Raw genomic sequence first — 20,076 nt, forward strand, 5'->3', positions numbered from 1 at the left:
GGCGCGGGCCACCCAGCCGAGGCCCGAGCGGGAGCCGGCGGTCACACGGAGGCATGCGGCACCGGCCCCGCGGGACCGGCCGAGACACGAGCCGCGGCCGACACCCTCGACCACCGGCCGACCACAGGCCGCAGGCCTCGGCAGCGGGGCCCCACCGGAGGCCTCGGCGGCGCGGGCCACCCAGCCGAGGTCCGGGCGGGAGCCGGCGGTCACGCGGGGGTGTGAGGGGTGGCTCGGTTGGCGTGGCGGGGGCGTGGTTCGTGGAGTGAGGCTGTCCAGAGTGCCGCCGCGGCCGTCAGGAGCCATGCCCAGCGTTCGTGTCCCGCGGCCCATCCGGGGTCGGTCGGTGAGACGAACAGCGCCCAGCGGTCGGGCAGCAGCAGGGGGGCGAGGACGGCGGTCCCGAGCAGCGCGGTGGCGACCGGCCGGCCGGGCTCGGGGGCGTCGCCGTAGCGTACGGCGACGGTGGCCCCGGCGAGAGCGAGGAGGAAGGCGGTGCCCGCCTCCAGGCTGAGGTCCCCGGCCGGGGGCCGGTCCGCGCCGGGCACGAGGAGCAGGACGGCCGCCCACCACAGCCCCGCGACGGGCGTCACGAGCGCGGCCCGCAGCAGCGTACGTACCGCCCGCCGGACGGGTACCGCGGTCGTGGTGTGCCGGGCGGGGTCGTCCAGCAGGAACGCGACCCCGAGGGCGAGGGCGAGCCCGGCGCCCCGCAGGAGGTACAGGGTCTCCACCGGCCCGGCCCCCGACGCCCGGCCGACCCCGACCACCAGCAGCCCCACCGCCGCGGCCGCACCGAGCGTCCGCCAGGGCAGGGTGCGCCAGAGGGGGACGACCAGGGCCGCGGCGACCCGCGCACCCGGCAGTGCCCGGCGCGGCAGTGCCCGGCTCGGCAGTGCCCGGCGCGGGCGGGAGTCCGGGTCCGGGGTCACGGCGCGCACTTGTCCGCCCCCACCGACGCCCGCACGCCCAGCAGTTCGGCCGCCCGGGCCGTCGTGACCCCCGGGGTCGTCAGCTCGGCCCAGTGGGACTTGACCCTGGCGGCCACGCCGTAGAACGGGCGGTCGAGCAGGGCGCGGACGACCTTGGTCTGACCGGCCGTCATGAGCAGCGGCTCGGTGCGGGAGAGCACGATCGCGGAGCCTTTGAGGCTGTCGTCGAGGCGGACATTGCGCAGGGCGGACTCGGGGTCGGACTGCCAGGCGAGGGACAGCCACATCACCGTGACCATCCGGCCGTCGCACAACGCGCTCGCCGCCCTCTCGTCGCCCGCGACCAGCACACCGGCCACGGCGGTGGAGAACTCCGGCACCCGGTTGCCGCCCCAGGACGTGCCGACGGTCACCTGGCCGGGGCGGGTGGAGGGGGCGAGCGCGGCGTCGTCGGAGAGCCCGCCCCGGACGTCCACCCGCTGGCGTACGAGCAGGTCCCGCCCCCGCGCGGTGCCGCCCGCGAGGGCCTGCACCCGGTCCGCGACCCGCGCCCAGTCGGCGACGCGGGGCATCCACTCGGAGAAGGCGCAGTACCGCACCTGCCCGCGCCGCACGCACGTCTGCACCTTCTCCGGAGCGACCGACGCGCGGGTACGGGCCGCGACCGTCCGCGCCGGCACCCCGCCGGTCTGTACGACCCCGCCCAGCACGGCCAGGGTCAGCGCACCGGCGAAGGCCACCTGCACGGCCCGGTTCCGGCGGCCGCCCGAGACCAGCACCGCGAGCAGCGCCGCGGTCAGGGCCAGCCCGGCGAGGTAGAGCGCGTGCCAGCCGGCGGGGCGGCCCAGCAGGTCGGAGGGGTACGGGTGGGCGCCGATCGTGGTGACCACCGGGCCCAGCCACACGGCCCCGGTCTCCTGCCCGGCGTAGGGGAACGCGCCGCCGCCGAAGAACAGCAGGAACACCACGGTGAGCAGCGGTCCCGCGACGGCCGAGGTCACCAGCCGGGCGAGCAGCACCCCGATCGTCCCGAACAGCAGCACCGTCAGCGGTCCGGTCAGCAGCTCGGCCACCGAACCCCGGCCGACCGCACCGGGCTTGAGCGCCTCCCCGGTGAACTGTGCGGTCACGGCCACGGCGGTGAGCAGCACGAGCGGGACGACGGACAGCGTGTGCGCGGCCGTACGGCGCCACGCGCCGAGCGCCAGCACCGCGAAGTGGCGTTCGGTGTCCCGGCGCCGGGAGCGCAGCACGGCCTGGTTCACGCACAGCAGCACCGCGAGGCCGACCAGCAGCGGGCCGCCCTGGGTGGCGCGGTCGGCGTCCTGGAGGACGGGGTAGTCGTCCGACGGCCGCAGCGTGCGCCACACGATCCAGGTGACGTGGAGGGCGAAGGCCAGCAGCACGGGCAGGCGCAGGAACAGACGGCGGGCCTCGAACGCGGCCAGGGCGAGGACGGCGGCCCGGGTGTTCCGGGTGTCGGTGGGAGCTGCGGCGGGTGCCGCCCGCTGGGTGAGGGTGGTCGCGGTCACGCCGTCACCTCCGCCCGGCCGTCGTGATTGCCGTCGAGGGTGAGCAGATAGCCGTCCTCCAGGGTGGGTTCGAGCAGGTCGGCGTCCTCGGGCGGGTCGCCGACGTTGCGGTAGCTGCCGGTGCCGGTGCGCCAGCCGGCCTTCGCGCCGGGGTCGCGGGCGGTACTGCTCCACACCCGGCCCGCGGCCCGCGCGGCCAGCTCGGCAGGGGTGCCGTCGAAGCGGATACGGCCGCCGGACATGACCAGCACCCGGTGGCAGAGCATCGCCACGTCCTCGGTCTGGTGGGTGGACAGCAGCACGGTGCGGCCCTCGCCCGCCCGGGCGATCAACTCCCGGAAGCGCATGCGCTGTTCGGGGTCGAGGCCGACCGTCGGCTCGTCCAGCACCAGGAACCCGGGGTCGCCGACGAGCGCCGCCGCCAGCGCGACCCGCTGCCGCATCCCGCCCGACAGCTTCTTGATCCGCTTGCCGCGCACCTCGGCCAGCCCGACCTCGTCCAGCGCCCGGCGCACCTCCCCGTGCCGGGCGGCGCGGTCGGTCAGCTCGTTGAGGATCGCGACGTAGTCCACGAACTCGAAGGGTGTGAAGTCGGGGTGGAAGCCGGGCGTCTGCGGCAGATAGCCCAGGGCGCGCCGCACCTCCTGACGGCCGCGCGCGGTGGCCGGGTCGTGCCCGAGCACCGTGAACGCGCCCGAACCGGCCGGCACGGAGGTGGCGAGCACCCGCAACAGGGTCGTCTTTCCGGCGCCGTTGGGCCCGAGCAGTCCGGTCACGCCACGGCTGAGCCGCAGCGACACGTCGTCGAGGGCGCGGGTGGTGCCGTAGCGCAGGGTCAGCCCGGAGGCGGAGACGGTGACGGGGGCAGAGACGGTCGTCATGCGGCGCTCCGGTACGAGTGGTGGGACGGGTGGGACTGGTCGAAGCGGTCGCGGGCGGCGAAGAGCAGCCCGGCGGCGAGTGCGGCGACCCCGGCCGCCACCGCCTGGCCGGCCGCGGTGAAGGGGACGAGCGCCCCGGCGCCGCCGCCCTGGTGCGCGCGGGCGGCCAGCAGCAGGACGACCCAGCCCCCGCCGACGGCGGACGGCGCCACGACCGGCCCGAGCCGGGGTGTCAGCGCGAGCCCGGCCGTGGTGAGCGCGAGCGCGGGCAGCAGCCAGCCGAGCGCGCCGAGCCCGTATCCGGGCAGCGCGAGGGTGGCCAGGCCCGACAGGCCGAGCGCGGCGGCGAGCACGGCGACCGTACGGATCATCAGCAGCCGGAAGCCGTGCACGGGTGAGACGACCGCCATCTCGTACGTCGGATCGAGCGCGGGCCCGTACGACAGCGCGACCCCGGCGAGCGGCAGCAGCGGCGCCACGGCCAGGAAGAACGTGTCCGAGTGGCCGCCGTGGGCCGTCAGCACCGAGAGCACCAGCAGCAGCGTCACCGCCGTCAGCCAGGAGCGGCGCAGCACGGGCGTGGCGGCCAGCAGCCGCGCGGTGTGGTCGGCCACCCCGCAGCGGAGCAGCAGCCGCTCGAACGGGCCCGGCCGCGGCACGTCCAGTTCGGCGTCCAGCCGCTCCCAGGCCGCGTCCAGCGCACCGGGGTCCCAGACCCCGGCGAGCCGCTCCCGGCAGTCGGCGCATCCGGTCAGGTGCGTGTCGGCGGACCACAGCAGCGGGGGCGTCAGTTCCCCGTGCGCGTAGGCCCGCAGATCGTCCTCGGCGACATGCCAGGTCATGCCAGTGCCTCCCGCAGTTGCTTCCGGGCCCGCATCGCCCGGGTCTTGACGGTGCCCGGCGGGATGCCGAGCAGGACGGCGGCCTCACGGGTGGACAGGCCGTCGACGACCGTCGCCTGGAGCACCGCCCGCAGCTCGGGCGAGAGCCGGACCAGCGCGCCCGCGAGGTCCCCGTGCTCCACCCCCGCGAGCACGCGCTCCTCGGCGGACGCCTCGTCCCGGTGCCGCAGCCGGGCCAGCGCCTGCCGCAGCCGGCCGCGCGCCCCGTCGCCGCGCAGCGCGTCGACGAGCCGGCGCGAGCCGATCCGCCACAGCCACCCGGCCACGTCGCCCTCTTCGCGGTAGCGGGCCCCGCCCCGCCAGATCGCGAGGAACGTCTCCTGTACGACGTCGTCGACGACCCCGGCGTCGGCGCACCGGCCGCGCAGGCGCGCGGTCAGCCACGGCGCGTAGCGCCGGTACAGCTCCTCGAAGGCGCGCCGGTCCCGGTCCGCCGCGATGGCCCGCAGCAGCTCTCCGTCGCTTCTCTTCTCGCTCACGTCTCCTCATCGGACCGGGGCCCTCGATCGGTTCACGGATCCTCGATCGGTCCTGCGGATCCTCGCTTGACTTCCCGGCCGGGCTTGCACCACCCTTTCACTACTCAATTAGTGAAAGGGTGGTGGGGGCGTGGTCGAGTACCGCATCGACCGGCACAGCGGGGTCGCCACCTACGTCCAGATCGTCCAGCAGACCAAGCAGGCCCTGCGCATGGGCCTGCTGCGGCCGGGCGACCGGCTGCCCACGGCCCGCGAGGTCGTGGAGGCCACCGCGATCAACCCCAACACCGTCCTGAAGGCGTACCGGGAGCTGGAGCGCGAGGGACTGGTGGAGGCCCGGCGCGGGCTCGGCACCTTCGTCCGGCGCTCGCTCGGCGCCGCGACCGCCGACGCCGCGCTCCGCGCCGAGCTGGAGACCTGGACGGACCGGGCGCGCGAGGCGGGGCTGGACCGCGAGGACGTGGCCGCGCTCTTCACCGCCGTACTCGACCAGCGCTTCGCCGTACCCGACGCGCACGCGGCCGAACCCGGCACGCGCGTCACCGCGGACGGCACTCGACGCGACACCGAGCACAGCGAGCACACCGAGCACACCGAGCACACCGCGAACTTGCAGGGAGACCCGTCATGACCGACACGGCGCTGAGGGCCGAGGCACTGGGGAAACGGTTCGGCCGGCGGGGGCGCCGGGCGCTGCGGGAGTGCGGCTTCCGACTGCCCGCCGGGCGGGTGTGCGCCGTCGTCGGCCCCAACGGCGCCGGCAAGTCGACGCTGCTCGCGCTCGCCGCCGGGCTGCTCCCGCCCAGCGAGGGCCGGCTGACCGTGCTCGGCACCAGCCCGGCGCAGGCCCGCCCCCGGGTCGGCTTCGTCGCCCAGGACAAGCCGCTCCATCCCCAGCTCACGGTCGCCGAGACGCTGCGCATGGGCGCCGACCTCAACCCCGGGCGCTGGGACGCGGCCTACGCCGAGCGGGTCGTCGCGGGCGGCGCCCTCGACCCCGAGGCCCGTGTCCGCACGCTCTCCGGCGGCCAGCGCACCCGGGTCGCGCTCGCCCTCGCCCTCGGCAAGCGGCCCGAACTGCTGCTCCTGGACGAGCCGATGGCCGACCTCGATCCGCTCGCCCGGCACGAGCTGATGGGCACGCTGATGGCGGACGCCGCCCAGCACGGCACCACGATCGCGATGTCCTCGCACGTGGTCGCCGAGCTGGAGGACTCCTGCGACCATCTGCTGCTCGTCGGCGACGGCCGGGTCCGGCTGGCCGGCGACATCGACGACCTGCGCTCCGCCCACCGCCGGATCACGGCCGAGGCCGGCACCGGCCTCGCCCCGCACACCGTGGTCGAGTCCCGCACCACCGGCCGCCAGCTCACCGCGCTGATCCGCCCGGCCGGACCGCTCCCCGGCGACTGGCGCACCTCGGTGCCCTCGCTGGAGGAGCTGGTCCTCGCCCACCTGCGCAACCCCGGGGCCCCCGCCCTGGCCACCGCGGAAGCCGGCGACGGCGCCGATACCGCCGAAACCACCGAAGCCGTCACCGAGGAGAGTGCCGCGTGACTGTTCTGACCGGACCGGTCGACGCCGTGGCGGCCGCCGGCAGGCCGCGCATGACCCGCTGGGTGGTGCGCCTGCACCGGCCCGCGCTGTTCGCGTGGGCGGGCCTGTTCGCCGTGGTCGCCGGCCTGCTGATCACCCTCGCCGGCCCGTGGGCCGACGCGGCCGCCCAGGGCTGGCGGCACTACGACGCCTGCGACTTCGACCGGCCCTGCAGCTACGACCAGACCGCGATCCTGCGCTACAAGAGCTGGTACAACTACACGACCTATGCCCTGAACGTGCTGCCCTTCCTGGTGGCCGCCTGGGCCGGGGCCGCGCTGACCGGCCGCGAACTGGAGTCCGGCACGGCCAGGCTGGCCTGGACCCAGGGCGCCTCCCCGGCCCGCTGGCTCGCGGCCCGGCTGACCGTCCCCGCCCTCGCCCTCACCGTCGGCACGAGCCTGCTGTTCTGGCTGCACCACCGCGCCTGGGCGGCGGGCCGGGGCCGCATCGACACGGCCAAGACCTGGTACGACACGGGGACCTTCCACGCCAACGGACCCACCACCGCCGCCCTGGCCCTCGCCGGGCTCGCGGCCGGCGCCCTGGCGGGCCTGCTGCTCCGGCGAGCGCTGCCCGCGCTGGTCCTCGGCGTGGTGTTCATGTCGGGCGTCTGGGGCACGACCCAGCAACTGCTGCCCCACCTGTGGCCGGCGGTCACCCGGACCGCCCCCGTCACGCAGCAGCACGCCGACCTCGGAACCGGGCTCGGCGTCGACCACGGCCTGCTGACCAGCACCGGCGGCCACCTGCCGATGCCCAGCTGCGACTCCGAGGCGGCCTGCGACGCGGCCTACGCCAAGGCCGCGGGCTTCTACAACACCTACCACCCCTACTCCCACTACTGGCCCCTCCAGCTGACCACCAGCGTCCTCCTCCTGGCCGTCACGGGGCTGCTCGCCCTCGCGTGCTTCCGGGTGCTGCGGCGACAGGTGTCGTAGGGCCAGGCGGAGCCCCCGCCCGGTCTCCGGCGGGGCGCTCCCCCTGGGAGCCGCCCCGCGCTATCCCGCACGTCATGTCTCCGTAACCATTGATTCAGCCAGACTTGCGACGCTCGGCCAATGAAGCCCGCCGTGCCAGAGCCTTCGCCGCCCCCCGAGAGGGCCGCGCCGAACGGGGCCGTGACGCTCCCGCCCGCACGTTCCGACGCGCCCGTCACGCCCATGGCGCGGAAGAATGGGGTCATGAGTCAGCCAGACGCCCAGGCACCTGTCCAGCAGACGCAGCCCCCCGTGGGCTCCATCGCCGCGCACCGCCCGCACACCGTCGCCGCCACGGTCTCCGACCTGGAGCCCGACCTCGATGCCGACCTCGACGGCTACGAGGAGGCACCGGGGGACGGCACCCCCCTGCCCGCGGGCCGGTTCCTGGACCGCGAGCGCAGCTGGCTGGCCTTCAACGAGCGCGTCCTGGAGCTGGCCGAGGACCCGAACACGCCCCTGCTGGAGCGCGCGAACTTCCTCGCGATCTTCGCCAGCAACCTGGACGAGTTCTTCATGGTCCGCGTCGCCGGCCTGAAGCGCCGGATCGCCACCGGCGTCGCCACGCGTTCCGCGTCCGGCCTCCAGCCCCGTGAGGTCCTGGAGATGATCTGGGCCCGCTCGCGCGAGCTGATGGCCCGGCACGCCGCCTGCTACCACGAGGACGTCGCCCCCGCACTCGCGGAGGAGGGCATACACCTCGTCCGCTGGCAGGAGCTGACCGAGAAGGAACAGGCCAGCCTGTTCACCCTCTTCCGGCACCGGATCTTCCCCGTCCTGACCCCGCTCGCCGTCGACCCCGCGCACCCCTTCCCGTACATCTCGGGTCTCTCGCTCAACCTCGCGGTCGTCGTGCGCAACCCGGTCAGCGGCCACAAGCACTTCGCGCGCGTGAAGGTGCCGCCGCTGCTGTCCCGCTTCCTGGAGAGCAGCCCCGGCCGCTACGTCCCCGTCGAGGACGTCATCGGCGCGCACCTGGAGGAGCTGTTCCCGGGCATGGAGGTGCTGGAGCACCACGCCTTCCGGCTCACCCGCAACGAGGACCTGGAGGTCGAGGAGGACGACGCCGAGAATCTGCTCCAGGCCCTGGAGAAGGAGCTCATGCGGCGCCGCTTCGGGCCGCCCGTGCGCCTGGAGGTCGAGGAGTCCATCGACCGCGAGGTGCTCGACCTGCTGGTCCGCGAGCTGAAGATCTCCGAGGCCGAGGTCTATCCCCTCCCCGGCCCCCTCGACCTCACCGGCCTCTTCCGCATCCACAGCCTCGACCGGCCGGAGCTGAAGTACCCGAAGTTCATCGCGGGCACCCACCGCGACCTCGCCGAGGTCGAGTCGGCGTCGGCGCCGGACATCTTCGCCGCCCTGCGCCAGCGGGACGTGCTGCTGCACCACCCGTACGACTCCTTCTCCACCTCCGTGCAGGCCTTCATCGAGCAGGCGGCCGACGACCCGGACGTCCTCGCGATCAAGCAGACCCTGTACCGCACCTCCGGCGACTCCCCGATCGTCAACGCGCTCATCGACGCCGCCGAGGCCGGCAAGCAGGTCCTCGTCCTGGTCGAGATCAAGGCCCGCTTCGACGAGCACGCCAACATCAAGTGGGCGAAGAAGCTGGAGGAGGCCGGCTGCCACGTCGTCTACGGCCTGGTCGGCCTGAAGACGCACTGCAAGCTGTCCCTGGTGGTCCGCCAGGAGGGCGACACCCTGCGCCGCTACAGCCACGTCGGCACCGGCAACTACCACCCGAAGACCGCCCGCCTCTACGAGGACCTGGGCCTGCTCACGGCCGACCCGCAGGTCGGCGCGGACCTGTCCGACCTGTTCAACCGGCTGTCCGGCTACTCCCGCCGCGAGACGTACCGCCGCCTGCTGGTGGCCCCCAAGTCCCTGCGCGACGGCCTGATCTCCCGGATCAACAAGGAGGTCGAGCACCACCGCGCGGGCCGTCCGGCCTTCGTCCGCGTCAAGGTCAACTCGATGGTCGACGAGGCCGTCATCGACGCCCTCTACCGGGCCTCCCAGGCCGGCGTGCCGGTCGACGTCTGGGTGCGCGGCATCTGCGCGATCCGCCCCGGCGTCCCGGGCCTGTCGGACAACATAAGGGTCCGCTCCATACTCGGCCGGTTCCTCGAACACTCGCGGGTGTTCGCCTTCGGCAACGGCGGGGAGCCCGAGGTGTGGATCGGCAGCGCCGACATGATGCACCGCAACCTCGACCGCCGGATCGAGGCCCTGGTCCGTGTCGTCGACCCGGCCCACCGGGCGGCCCTGAACCGGCTGCTCGACACCGGCATGTCCGACACCACGGCCTCCTGGCACCTCGGCCCCGACGGCGAGTGGACCCGGCACGCGACCGATGGGGACGGACAGCCCCTGCGCAACGTCCAGGAGATGCTCATAGACGCCCGGAGGCGCCGGCGTGGCACAGCAACACCTTGACCCGACGGACCCCGCGGCGGACGTGGCGACAGGAGAGTCCCTCGCGGCCTATCTGCGCGCCCAGGCCACGGAGTTCCTCCGCGCCCTGCGTCTGCACCGGGAGACCGGCGGCAGCCACCAGGCGAACGGCGCGGAGGAGTCCGTGGACGCGGCACGGCTGCTGCGCCGCTCGGCCCGCCGCATCAGCGGCAACCTGCACACCTTCCGGCCCCTCCTCGACCCCGACTGGTCCGAGGAGATGCGCCCCGAACTGGCCTGGCTGTCCGGCACGTTGGGCCTGGAGCACTCCTACGAGGCCCGTCTGGAACGACTGTTGCTGGCCCTGCACCGGCTGTCGGGAGCGACCGTGCTCCCGGCCCAGGCCGTGGACGCCGCCCTGGCCGCCGCGCCGCTCCCGGCCGGCGGAACGGCCGGTGGCGCGGCCGGCGCGACGGCCACACAGGAGCGCGGCAACCTCACCGTGGGCGCGGCCAAGGCGGGCGCCCTGCTGGAGCGCCAGCTGACCCTGGCCCGGACCCGCGCCCACTCGACCGCGCTCCAGGCACTGGGGTCCAGCCGCTTCCACGCCGTGGCCGACAAGGTCGCCGTACTCGCCAGCGAGGTGCCCCTCACCCGCACCGCCGCGACGGCCGACCTGCGCCCGCCGGCAGCCGCTGCGGAGGAACGGCTGACGGCCGCCATCGGCGCACTCCCCCTGGTCACCGCGGGCCACCCGTACAACGCGGAGGCCCTGGTCCACGGCCTGTCCCCGGACCCGTCCCCGCACCCCCAGGACGGCCCCTGGCACCAGGTCCGGCTGCTGCTGCGCCTGCACCGGTACGCCCAGGAGGTGCTGCATGGGGGCAACTCGCCGGTGGACGTGCGGCTGTTGTCGGCGGGGCAGGCGCTGAACCGGCACCGGGACGCCTCGGAGGCGGCGGCCGCGGCGGCGCAGGCGGCCCGCACCCCGCGCATCGCGCCGGCGACGGCGTACGCGCTCGGGGTGCTCCACGCCGACCAGCGGCACGAGGTGGAGGCGGCCCGGTTCGCCTTCCAGCAGGCCTGGCAGCAGCAGCCCGTCGGCACGCCCTGACATCCCGTTTGGAGGCGGTGTGAACGACGCCCTGGTCCTGGCGGCCGGCTGTGTGCTCTGGCGCCGCTCGCCGGTCGCCGGGGACCTGGAGATCTGCCTGGTCCACCGGCCCAAGTACGACGACTGGTCCCATCCCAAGGGCAAGCTCAAGCGGGGTGAGGACGCGCTCGCCGGGGCGCTGCGCGAGGTCGCCGAGGAGACCGGGTACACGGCCGAGCCCGGCGCCGAGCTGTCCACCGTGCGCTACCTGGCCAACGGCCGCCCGAAACAGGTGCGTTACTGGGCGGCACGGGCGGTGTCCGGCCGCTTCGCGCCCAACGCCGAGGTCGACCGCATCCTGTGGCTCTCCCCCGCCGCCGCCCGCGACCGGCTCACCCAGCCGCGGGACCGGGACCTGGTGGCGGACGCCCTTCACGCACTGGCCGTGTGAGCCTCCGCGTCGGTCCGGGCCTGGCTGCGGGCTCTGCGGGCCGGGCCGCGCCAGCCGCAGGCGCAGCGGGCCACGCAGAAGCGGCCCTGTTCCGTCGTAGAAGTGAGGTGCTCCCGCCGGACGCGCTCCGGCCCATCCTGCTGCGCCACGACGCCAACGGTACTCCTGCGCTTCCCTCACGCCCTCCGTGCGCCCGTCCTGGCGCGTGACGGTGCCCCCTACCCGTCGTTAACCGGAACGACTGGGGCCCGTGACGGACGTACCGGCTTGGGGGTAGGCAGGCGATGGATCGGCGGCAGCAACAGCACAGTCACCTGGGCGGGACGGTCGTCGCGGTCGGGGTCCTGCTCGGCCTCGCGGCGGGTGCCACGGGCTGTTCGGACAGCCGGGCCGCCGCCGACGACGTGAAGGGCGCGGGCGATCCGGTCGCCCTGCTGCGGCGGACCGCCGACACCCTGGGCGACGCGGGCACCTCGAAGGCCACCACCTCCATGGAGATGGCCGCCGGCGGCACCCGGGTCACCATCCGCGGCAAGGGCGTCTACGACTACCGGCACCGGCTCGGCCGGCTCACCGTCGTCCTGCCCGAGGATCCCGCCGGTGCCGCCGAGCACCAGCCCATCACCGAACTGCTCGCACCCGGCGCCCTGTTCATGAAGAACCGGGGCGCGGGCGTGCCCGCCGACAAGTGGGTGCGGGTGGCCACCGCCTCCGTCGCCGACGGCAACCTGGTCACCGGCGGCGCGACCGACCCGTACGCGGCGGCCGAGGTGCTGCGCGGCACCCGTACGGCGGCCTACGCGGGCCGCACCGAGGTCGGCGGCACCCCCGTACGGCACTACCGGGGCACGGCGAATCTGGCCGACGCGGCCCGCAGCGCCTCCGCCGCGAACCGGGCGGCCCTGGGCGTGGCGGCGAAGGGGTTCGCCACGGCCGAGGTTCCGTTCGACGTCTACCTCGACGACCAGGGCCGGATCCGCAAGCTCCGGCAGCGCTTCAGCTTCGTCAACGGCCGGCAGAAGACCCCGGTGGCGGTCGCCTCGACGACGCTGCTGTACGACTTCGGCACCCCTGCCGAGGTGCGGCTGCCGCACGCGCAGGACATCTACGCCGGCCGGATCGCGGAGGAGGCCGGCACGGACACCGGCGAGAACAAGCCATCCCGGGAAGCGGCGCGAGAGCCCTCGAACTAGCCCGCCGGGCCATCCGGGGACTAGCCCGTCCGTGCCATGCGCGGTGTGTAGAGCGCTGCCTACTCTAGGAAGTCGGTGACGGCACAGAAGAGGTGAGGCGGGTGGCTCCGGTCGGCGGGACGGCGGTTCAGGACCACGTGGCCCTCGCCGAGATCGAGCTGTGCGGAGAGCTGATCATCGCGGCGTCGGCCGCCGAGGACCGGCTCAGCCTGGAGAGCATCGACGAGGTGCTGCGGGTGTACGAGGAGCGTGAGCGCGAGCGCGGGTGATCAGGTGCGCAGGAGGCGGCCGATCGCCTTCGTCGCCTCGTCCACCTTCGCGTCGATCTCGTCACCGCCCTTGAGCGCCGCGTCGGCCACACAGTGCCGCAGATGCTCCTCCAGCAGCTGGAGCGCGAAGGACTGGAGGGCCTTGGTGGAGGCCGAGACCTGGGTGAGTATGTCGATGCAGTACGTGTCCTCGTCCACCATCCGCTGCAGCCCGCGGATCTGCCCCTCGATCCGGCGCAGCCGCTTGAGGTGCTCGTCCTTCTGCTTGTGGTAGCCGTGCGTGGCGGGGGCGTCGTGGCAGCTGCCCTCGGCGGCCGTACCCTCGGCGGGGGCCGGGGCGCCGGCCTCGGTCGTCGTCATCGCTGGCCTCCGTCTAGGTCACGATCTTCGTCACAATTGCGTTCACATACCCCTACTGGGTATATGGTAACGAATTTTGCTGGGTATGGGGCCCTTGGTACGCCCCCGTGCTGATCACTGTGCCTGATGGGCGACACTGGGATGCGGCCCGATAGCCGTGGCCGGATGATGCGCCTAGCATCAGCCTGACCGAAACCGAAGCACCCCGAGGACCCCACGTGCGCTTTCGTCTGACCCCCAGGGAGACGAGCTTCTACGACATGTTCGCCGCATCCGCGGACAACATCGTCACGGGCTCGAAACTCCTGATGGAACTGCTCGGGGCGGACGGACCTGCCCGAGCCGAGATCGCAGAGCGTATGCGGGCCGCGGAACACGCGGGTGACGACGCCACTCACGCGATCTTCCACCAGCTGAACTCCTCGTTCATCACGCCGTTCGACCGCGAGGACATCTACGCCCTCGCCGGGTCCCTCGACGACATCATGGACTTCATGGAGGAAGCCGTCGACCTGGTCGTCCTCTACAACGTCGAGGAACTGCCGAAGGGCGTCGAGCAGCAGATCGAGGTGCTGGCCCGGGCGGCGGACCTGACGGCGGAGGCGATGCCGAACCTCCGCACGATGGACAACCTCACCGAGTACTGGATCGAGGTCAACCGGCTGGAGAACCAGGCGGACCAGATCCACCGCAAGCTGCTGGCCCACCTCTTCAACGGCAAGTACGACGCGATCGAGGTGCTCAAGCTGAAGCAGATCGTGGACGTCCTGGAAGAGGCGGCGGACGCGTTCGAGCACGTGGCGAACACGGTGGAGACCATCGCCGTCAAGGAGTCCTGAGGCGTCGATGGACACCTTCGCCCTCATCGTGACCATTCTGGTCGCGCTCTTCTTCACGTACACGAACGGCTTCCACGACTCGGCGAACGCCATCGCCACCTCGGTGTCGACCCGCGCCCTCACCCCGCGCGCGGCCCTGGCGATGGCCGCGGTGATGAACCTGGCCGGTGCCTTCCTGGGCTCCGGCGTCGCCAAGACGGTCTCCGAGGGCCTCATCGAGACGCCCAGGGGCGGGACCGGGATGGGCATCCTGTTCGCGGCCCTGATCGGCGCGATCGTCTGGAACCTCACGACCTGGTACTACGGCCTGCCGTCCTCCTCCTCCCACGCCCTGTTCGGCGGTCTGGTGGGCGCGGCGCTGGCGGGCGGCACCGGTGTGCACTGGAACGGCGTGGTCGACAAGATCATCATCCCGATGGTGCTGTCCCCGGTGGTCGGCCTGATCATCGGCTACCTGGCCATGCTGGCGATCATGTGGATCTTCCGCCGGGCCAACCCGCACAAGGCCAAGCGCGGTTTCCGCATAGCGCAAACGGTGTCAGCCGCCGGAATGGCCCTCGGCCACGGCCTCCAGGACGCCCAGAAGACCATGGGTGTGGTGGTGATGGCCCTGGTGATCTCCGGCAACGAGACCTTCGGCGACCCGATCCCGGTCTGGGTGAAGATCGTCTCGGCGGTGATGCTGTCGCTGGGCACCTACGCCGGCGGCTGGCGCATCATGCGCACCCTGGGCCGCAAGATCATCGAGCTGGACCCCCCGCAGGGCTTCGCCGCGGAGGCCACCGGCGCGTCGATCATGTTCGGCACGGCGTTCCTCTTCAAGGCGCCGATCTCCACGACCCACGTCATCACCTCGGCGATCATGGGCGTCGGCGCGACGAAGCGCGTCAACGCCGTCCGCTGGGGCGTGGCCAAGAACATCGTCCTGGGCTGGTTCATCACGATGCCGGCCGCCGCGCTGGTCGCCGCACTGGCCTTCGGCGTCGTGAAGCTGACGGTGCTGTAAGCGACCTCCCGCCCACCGCCCACCCGTCTCGGCCCGCTGAAGAGCGAGGCATGGGGCGGGTGGGTTGTTTTGCGGGCTCGCGGGCGTACAACTCGGCTTGTCGAGTTGCCCGGCCATCACCAGTGGCGGGACGGTTCTCCATCGCAGTACGGGCTCTGTGACGATGAAGCGAAGCTGCCGCCCCGGCTCGTACAGGATGCCCTGCCTCGCAAGCCGGGCACCTCCTGCCCACGCAAACCGTTCTCCAGCGAGATCCTTGCGGCCGAGGACTGCCTGGACATACTCCGGCGTCTGCAGAAGGCCCGGTACGAGCGCGGGTTGAAAGAGCCGAAGCAGAGTCGTACGGGATTCGATCGCCTGAATCTGCTGTTGCTTCCGGTGGTATCCGCGCCGCCGGTACAGTCGCCAGGCCGTCGCCTCGGGGCACGGACTTCCACGTTTCGGCCGCGAACGGCAGGAAGTCCGTCCAGGAGGAATACGCCGATTCATGAGGCGGACTCACCCTCGGGGACAGCCCGCTGGATCGGGGCGGCAAACTGCTGTGGTGCGAGGTGGGTGTCCGACAGGACCTTCCAGCCGACCGAGTCGGGTGGGTGGGCGGGTAAAAGAGGCGGCCGAGCCGAACGCAATGGGCCCGCCCCCGGGAGCCAGGGGCGGGCCCTCTTGCGTCCTCGCGGTGGCACCGCCATGCAGCACCGCGAGGGGTCTGTGTCGGCCTAGCCGAAGCGGCCCGAGATGTAGTCCTCGGTCGCCTGGACCGACGGGTTGGAGAAGATCCGCTCCGTGTCGTCGATCTCGATCAGCCGGCCCGGCTGCCCGACGGCGGCCAGGTTGAAGAAGGCCGTACGGTCCGAGACGCGCGCCGCCTGCTGCATGTTGTGCGTCACGATGACGATCGTGAAGCGCTCCTTCAGCTCGCCGATCAGGTCCTCGATGGCGAGGGTGGAGATCGGGTCCAGGGCGGAGCAGGGCTCGTCCATCAGCAGGACCTTCGGCTCCACCGCGATGGCGCGGGCGATGCAGAGGCGCTGCTGCTGGCCGCCGGAGAGGCCGGAGCCCGGCTTGTTCAGGCGGTCCTTGACCTCGTTCCAGAGGTTGGCGCCCTTGAGCGACTTCTCGACGATGTCGTTCAGCTCGGACTTCTTGAAGCTGCCGTTGAGGCGCAGACCCGCCGCCACGTTGTCGAAGATCGACATCGTGGGGAAGGGGTTGGGGCGCTGGAAGACCATGCCGACCTCGCGGCGCACGGACACCGGGTCGACGCCCGTGCCGTACAGGTCCTCGTCGTCCAGCAGCACCTTGCCCTCGACGCGGCCGCCGGGGGTGACCTCGTGCATACGGTTCAGGGTGCGCAGGAACGTCGACTTGCCGCAGCCGGAGGGGCCGATGAACGCCGTCACCGAGCGCGGCTCGACGGTCATCGAGATGTCCTCGATCGCCTTGTGGGAGCCGTAGTAGGCGGTCAGACCGCTTACGTCGATTCGCTTGGCCATTACTACTTCACTTCCAAAGTCTGGGGGTCGCTGTGGGCCCCGCGCGGCGGTAGCCGCATATTGATGCTTAGCGACCGGTCTTCGGGGCCTTCCAGCGGGCGAGGCCGCGGGCCACCAGGTTGAGGATCATCACGAAGGCGATCAGCGTGAGCGAAGCGGCCCAGGCGCGGTCGTAGGCCGCGGGCGAACCCGAGCTGTTCGCGTACTGCTGGTAGATGTACAGCGGCAGGGCCTGCTGCGCACCCGAGAACGGGTTGTTGTTGATGAAGGAGTTGCCCCACACCAGCAGCAGGATCGGCGCGGTCTCGCCCGCGATACGGGCGATCGCCAGCATGATGCCCGTGGTGATGCCGCCGATCGAGGTCGGCAGGACCACCTTCAGGATGGTGCGCCACTTGGGCACGCCGAGCGCCAGGGACGCCTCGCGCAGCTCGTTCGGGACGAGCTTCAGCATCTCCTCCGTGGAGCGGACGACGACCGGCATCATCAGGATGGACAGGGCCAGCGAGCCGGCGAAACCGAAGGGCTGCATGTCGAACATCAGCATGAGGCTGAGGATGAACAGACCCGCGACGATGGAGGGGACACCCGTCATCACGTCGACGAAGAAGGTGACCGCGCGGGCGAGGTTGCCGCGGCCGTACTCCACCAGGTAGACGGCGGTGAGCACGCCGATCGGGGCGCCGATCAGGGTGGCGAGGCCGACCTGCTCCAGGCTGCCGATGATGGCGTGGTAGATGCCGCCGCCCGGGTCGGTGTCGGCGACGATGCCCATCGAGTGGGTGAGGAAGTAGGGGTCGAGGACCTTCACACCGCGCTTGACCGTGGTCCAGATCAGGGAGACCAGCGGGATGAGCGCGAGCAGGAAGGCGACCCAGACCAGGGAGGTGACGACGCGGTCCTTGGCCTGCCGCTTGCCCTCGACCTTCGCCGCGATGGCGTAGGTGCCGAAGATGAAGAGCAGTGCGGCGATCAGACCCCACTGGACCTTGCTGTCGAGGCCGGCGCCCGCGCCGATGCCCACGGCGAGCACGAGGGAGCCGGCGGCGATCGCCCACGGCGACCACTTCGGCAGGCTGGCGCTGCGCAGCGTGCTGGGACGCTTGTCGGTGACGGCTGCGGTGCTCATGCGTTGGCCCCCGAATACTCCTTGCGGCGGGCGATGATCGCGCGGGCCGCGCCGTTGACCAGCAGGGTGATGACGAACAGGACGAGACCGGAGGCGATGAGCGCGTCACGGCCGTCCTGCGTCGCCTCGCCGAACTTGAGGGCGATGTTCTGGGCGAAGGTGCCGCCGCCCGGGTCGAGCAGGCTGGACTGGATGTCGAAGGTCGGGGAGAGCACGGTGGCGACGGCCATCGTCTCGCCGAGGGCGCGGCCGAGGCCCAGCATGGAGGCGGAGATCACGCCGGAGCGGCCGAAGGGCAGCACGGCCATGCGGATCACCTCCCAGCGCGTGGCGCCGAGGGCGAGGGCGGCCTCCTCGTGCATCTGCGGGACCTGGCGGAAGACCTCGCGGCTCACGTTGGTGATGATCGGCAGGATCATGATCGCGAGCAGGATGCCGACCGTGAGCATCGAGCGGGGCGCGCCGCCCTGCCAGGAGAAGATCCCGGTCCAGCCCAGGTAGTCGTTCAGCCACCCGAACAGGCCGTTCAGGTGCGGTACGAGGATCAGGGCGCCCCACAGGCCGTAGACGATGGACGGCACGGCGGCGAGCAGGTCGATCACGTAGGCGACGGGACCGCTCAGCCTGCGCGGGGCGTAGTGGGTGAGGAACAGCGCGATCGCGACGGCCACCGGCACGGCCAGGGCCATGGCGATGATCGAGGAGACCACCGTGCCGAAGGCCAGGACCGCGATGCCGAAGGACGGCGGGATGAGGTTGGTGTTCCACTCGAAGGTGGTCAGGAAGTTCCCGTGGTCCTTGCTGATCGCGAGGGACGCGCGGTAGGTGAGGAAGACCGCGATCGCGGCCATGATCACCAGCAGCAGGATGCCGGAGCCACGGGACAGGCCCAGGAAGACGCGGTCGCCGGGGCGGGTCTTGGCGCGCGCGGAACCGTTCTGCCCGGTCTGGGCCCGGTGGGGGGTGGGGGGAGACGCGTCAGTTGTTTTGGTCGATATGTCCATCAGGGTTCTCCGGTCTGCGGAGCCGCTCACCGGGTGGGGCGGACGGCTCATGGCGGCGGTGCACCGGACGGTGCGGCCCGGCCCTTGCGGGCACCGGGCCGCACTCTCGGATCAGGTCAGCTCAGGCCCGCGATGGTGGTGCGGACCTTGCTGATGATCTCGTCGGGCATCGGCGCGTAGCTGATGCCGCTCAGGATCTTCTGGCCGTCTTCGGAGGCCATGTAGTTCAGGAAGGACTTGACGGTGGGCAGGGTGTCGGCCTTGTTGCCCTTGTCGCAGACGATCTCGTAGGTCACCAGGGTGATCGGGTAGGCACCCTCGGCCTTGGTGTTGTAGTTGAGCTTCAGCGCCAGGTCGCTGCCGGTGCCGACGATCTTGGCGTCCGCGATGGCCTTGGTGGCGCTGTCGGTGCTCGGGGCGACCGGGGCGGTGGCACCGGTGTTGACGCTGGCCGCCTTGATGCCGTCACCGACGTAGGACAGCTCGAAGTAGCCGATGGCGCCGTTGGTCTGCTTGACCTGCTGGGCCACACCGGAGGACTGGGCGGCGGACTGACCGCCGGACGCCTGCCAGGTCTTGCCGCCCGAGTACTTCCAGTTGTCGGGCGTGGCGGCCTTCAGGTACTTGGTGAAGTTGTCCGTGGTGCCGGAGTCGTCCGAGCGGTGGAAGGCCTGGATCTTCAGGTCGGGAAGCTTCGCCGAGGGGTTCAGCTTCTTGATCGCCGCGTCGTTCCAGTTGGTGATCTTGCCGTCGAAGATCTTGGCGATGGTCGGGGCGTCCAGGACCAGGTTGTCCACGCCGTTCACGTTGTAACCGATGGCGATCGGGCCGCCGACCATCGGCAGGTCGATGCCCTGGCCGCCGCTGGAGCAGACCTTCTTGGAGGCGGCGACCGCGTCGGGCTTCAGGGCGGAGTCGGAACCGGCCCACGGGATCTGGCCCTGGGTGAACGCGGTCACACCGGCGCCGGAGCCGCCGGCCTTGTAGTTGATCTGCACGCCACAGGCCTGCGAGAAGTTCTTGACCCAGGCCTGGACCGCGTTCTTCTGCGCGGAAGAGCCGTCCGACAGCAGCTGGCCCTTGGCGCCGTCACACTTGATCGCGGAGGCGTTGGTGGACGTGGACGGGTTGCTCGACGCGTTGGAACCGCCGCCGGTGTTGTCGGAGCCGCACGCCGTCAGGGCCAGGGCGCCGGAGACGGCAAGCGCACCGAGCGAGATGGCGCGGAGCCGGTTCTTGCGCTGAAGCATCACTTTCGGGAGTTCCTTCCAGAAGCCGCCGCGGGCGGCGGCGTGCGAAGTTGTGTGGTGCCTGAGCGCAGCGCCTTTATGGCCGCACACCGCACCGGGTACGGCCGAAATTAGGCAGAACAGGTGAAGCGGCCGATGGCCGGAAGTGAACGAGAGGTGAACCCCTGCCATCGACCCGGTTAGGTCACGGAATGCTTACGGGGAGGGCACGCGCCGGTCCCGACGGCAGGGTTACACCCACGCGTCTTCGGCGTTCGAATCCCTGTGTGCGAACTGTTACGAACTTTCCCGCC

General features: G+C 72.1%; 22 protein-coding genes and 1 pseudogene. 10 read left to right on the forward strand and 13 right to left on the reverse strand.

Annotated features, from left to right (window positions below; all coding sequences use genetic code 11):
• The 6 genes from ACZ4MF_RS09970 to ACZ4MF_RS09995 all read right to left on the reverse strand — a co-directional run.
• Nucleotides 1-213, reverse strand: a 213-nt coding sequence (locus tag ACZ4MF_RS09970) for a hypothetical protein (protein WP_467491497.1), incomplete at its 3' end; no start/stop codon positions are given.
• On the reverse strand, nt 210-941 hold the full coding sequence (locus ACZ4MF_RS09975) for an ABC transporter (protein WP_467491499.1): 732 nt from the start codon (nt 939-941) through the stop codon (nt 210-212). The genes ACZ4MF_RS09970 and ACZ4MF_RS09975, both read right to left, overlap by 4 nt.
• Entirely contained in the window at nt 929-2,464 is a 1,536-nt protein-coding gene (locus ACZ4MF_RS09980) for an ABC transporter permease (RefSeq protein WP_467491501.1), read from the reverse strand. Before ACZ4MF_RS09980 ends, ACZ4MF_RS09975 begins: the two co-directional genes overlap by 13 nt.
• The gene (locus ACZ4MF_RS09985; protein WP_467491503.1) at nt 2,461-3,345 is read right to left on the reverse strand and encodes an ABC transporter ATP-binding protein; all 885 of its coding nucleotides are present in this window, start codon (nt 3,343-3,345) and stop codon (nt 2,461-2,463) included. Before ACZ4MF_RS09985 ends, ACZ4MF_RS09980 begins: the two co-directional genes overlap by 4 nt.
• Entirely contained in the window at nt 3,342-4,187 is an 846-nt protein-coding gene (locus ACZ4MF_RS09990) for a zf-HC2 domain-containing protein (protein WP_467491505.1), read from the reverse strand. Before ACZ4MF_RS09990 ends, ACZ4MF_RS09985 begins: the two co-directional genes overlap by 4 nt.
• On the reverse strand, nt 4,184-4,726 hold the full coding sequence (locus ACZ4MF_RS09995) for an RNA polymerase sigma factor (protein ID WP_356020499.1): 543 nt from the start codon (nt 4,724-4,726) through the stop codon (nt 4,184-4,186). The genes ACZ4MF_RS09990 and ACZ4MF_RS09995 overlap by 4 nt, the downstream gene beginning before the upstream one ends.
• A 130-nt stretch (nt 4,727-4,856) precedes the next feature.
• Between ACZ4MF_RS09995 and ACZ4MF_RS10000 the strand changes: the two genes are divergently transcribed.
• The 6 genes from ACZ4MF_RS10000 (at nt 4,857) to ACZ4MF_RS10025 (ending at nt 11,240) form a co-directional block, all read left to right on the forward strand.
• Entirely contained in the window at nt 4,857-5,357 is a 501-nt protein-coding gene (locus ACZ4MF_RS10000) for a GntR family transcriptional regulator (RefSeq protein WP_467491507.1), read from the forward strand.
• Nucleotides 5,354-6,283 carry an ABC transporter ATP-binding protein gene (locus ACZ4MF_RS10005; RefSeq protein ID WP_467491509.1) on the forward strand — a complete coding sequence of 310 codons (930 nt, stop codon included), beginning with the start codon at nt 5,354-5,356 and terminating at the stop codon, nt 6,281-6,283. Before ACZ4MF_RS10000 ends, ACZ4MF_RS10005 begins: the two co-directional genes overlap by 4 nt.
• Nucleotides 6,280-7,263: an ABC transporter permease gene (locus tag ACZ4MF_RS10010; RefSeq protein ID WP_467491511.1), complete on the forward strand. Its 984-nt coding sequence runs from the start codon at nt 6,280-6,282 to the stop codon at nt 7,261-7,263. Before ACZ4MF_RS10005 ends, ACZ4MF_RS10010 begins: the two co-directional genes overlap by 4 nt.
• Before the next feature lie 243 nt (nt 7,264-7,506).
• The gene (locus ACZ4MF_RS10015; protein ID WP_467491513.1) at nt 7,507-9,738 is read left to right on the forward strand and encodes an RNA degradosome polyphosphate kinase; all 2,232 of its coding nucleotides are present in this window, start codon (nt 7,507-7,509) and stop codon (nt 9,736-9,738) included.
• Complete coding sequence (locus tag ACZ4MF_RS10020; protein ID WP_467491515.1) at nt 9,719-10,810, forward strand: CHAD domain-containing protein; 1,092 nt, start codon at nt 9,719-9,721, stop codon at nt 10,808-10,810. Before ACZ4MF_RS10015 ends, ACZ4MF_RS10020 begins: the two co-directional genes overlap by 20 nt.
• Before the next feature lie 19 nt (nt 10,811-10,829).
• Nucleotides 10,830-11,240 (forward strand): NUDIX hydrolase, encoded by a 411-nt coding sequence (locus ACZ4MF_RS10025; RefSeq protein WP_467491517.1) that lies wholly within the window; start codon nt 10,830-10,832, stop codon nt 11,238-11,240.
• Here ACZ4MF_RS10025 and ACZ4MF_RS10030 read toward each other — a convergent pair.
• Nucleotides 11,222-11,389, reverse strand: a complete 168-nt coding sequence (locus tag ACZ4MF_RS10030) for a hypothetical protein (protein WP_467491519.1) — start codon at nt 11,387-11,389, stop codon at nt 11,222-11,224. The genes ACZ4MF_RS10025 and ACZ4MF_RS10030 overlap by 19 nt on opposite strands.
• Before the next feature lie 135 nt (nt 11,390-11,524).
• On the opposite strand from ACZ4MF_RS10030, the gene ACZ4MF_RS10035 reads away from it, so the two are divergent.
• The gene (locus ACZ4MF_RS10035; RefSeq protein WP_467491521.1) at nt 11,525-12,433 is read left to right on the forward strand and encodes an SCO4651 family lipoprotein; all 909 of its coding nucleotides are present in this window, start codon (nt 11,525-11,527) and stop codon (nt 12,431-12,433) included.
• Between the two features lie 101 nt (nt 12,434-12,534).
• A complete protein-coding gene (locus ACZ4MF_RS10040; RefSeq protein WP_356020627.1) occupies nt 12,535-12,702 on the forward strand; it encodes a hypothetical protein in 168 nt (55 codons plus the stop codon).
• On the opposite strand, the gene ACZ4MF_RS10045 is transcribed toward ACZ4MF_RS10040, so the two are convergent.
• A complete protein-coding gene (locus ACZ4MF_RS10045) occupies nt 12,703-13,062 on the reverse strand; it encodes a metal-sensitive transcriptional regulator (protein WP_467491523.1) in 360 nt (119 codons plus the stop codon).
• 218 nt (nt 13,063-13,280) lie between these two features.
• On the opposite strand from ACZ4MF_RS10045, the gene ACZ4MF_RS10050 reads away from it, so the two are divergent.
• Both ACZ4MF_RS10050 and ACZ4MF_RS10055 read left to right on the forward strand, forming a co-directional pair.
• A complete protein-coding gene (locus tag ACZ4MF_RS10050; protein ID WP_071380744.1) occupies nt 13,281-13,901 on the forward strand; it encodes a DUF47 domain-containing protein in 621 nt (206 codons plus the stop codon).
• A gap of 7 nt (nt 13,902-13,908) precedes the next feature.
• Nucleotides 13,909-14,907 carry an inorganic phosphate transporter gene (locus tag ACZ4MF_RS10055; RefSeq protein WP_467491525.1) on the forward strand — a complete coding sequence of 333 codons (999 nt, stop codon included), beginning with the start codon at nt 13,909-13,911 and terminating at the stop codon, nt 14,905-14,907.
• A 111-nt stretch (nt 14,908-15,018) separates the two neighbouring features.
• Here ACZ4MF_RS10055 and ACZ4MF_RS10060 read toward each other — a convergent pair.
• The 5 genes and pseudogenes from ACZ4MF_RS10060 to pstS form a co-directional block, all read right to left on the reverse strand.
• Nucleotides 15,019-15,396 (reverse strand): annotated as a pseudogene (locus ACZ4MF_RS10060) (Scr1 family TA system antitoxin-like transcriptional regulator); the annotation flags it as partial.
• A 227-nt stretch (nt 15,397-15,623) separates the two neighbouring features.
• Nucleotides 15,624-16,400, reverse strand: a complete 777-nt coding sequence (gene pstB / locus ACZ4MF_RS10065; RefSeq protein ID WP_071380737.1) for a phosphate ABC transporter ATP-binding protein PstB — start codon at nt 16,398-16,400, stop codon at nt 15,624-15,626.
• Between the two features lie 67 nt (nt 16,401-16,467).
• Nucleotides 16,468-17,529: a phosphate ABC transporter permease PstA gene (gene pstA, locus ACZ4MF_RS10070; protein WP_467491527.1), complete on the reverse strand. Its 1,062-nt coding sequence runs from the start codon at nt 17,527-17,529 to the stop codon at nt 16,468-16,470.
• A complete protein-coding gene (gene pstC / locus ACZ4MF_RS10075; protein WP_467491529.1) occupies nt 17,526-18,533 on the reverse strand; it encodes a phosphate ABC transporter permease subunit PstC in 1,008 nt (335 codons plus the stop codon). The genes pstA and pstC overlap by 4 nt, the downstream gene beginning before the upstream one ends.
• A gap of 116 nt (nt 18,534-18,649) precedes the next feature.
• The gene (gene pstS / locus ACZ4MF_RS10080) at nt 18,650-19,786 is read right to left on the reverse strand and encodes a phosphate ABC transporter substrate-binding protein PstS (RefSeq protein WP_467491531.1); all 1,137 of its coding nucleotides are present in this window, start codon (nt 19,784-19,786) and stop codon (nt 18,650-18,652) included.
• Nucleotides 19,787-20,076: the final 290 nt, after the last annotated feature.

It is taken from the genome of Streptomyces sp. NPDC025793, from assembly GCF_055558375.1.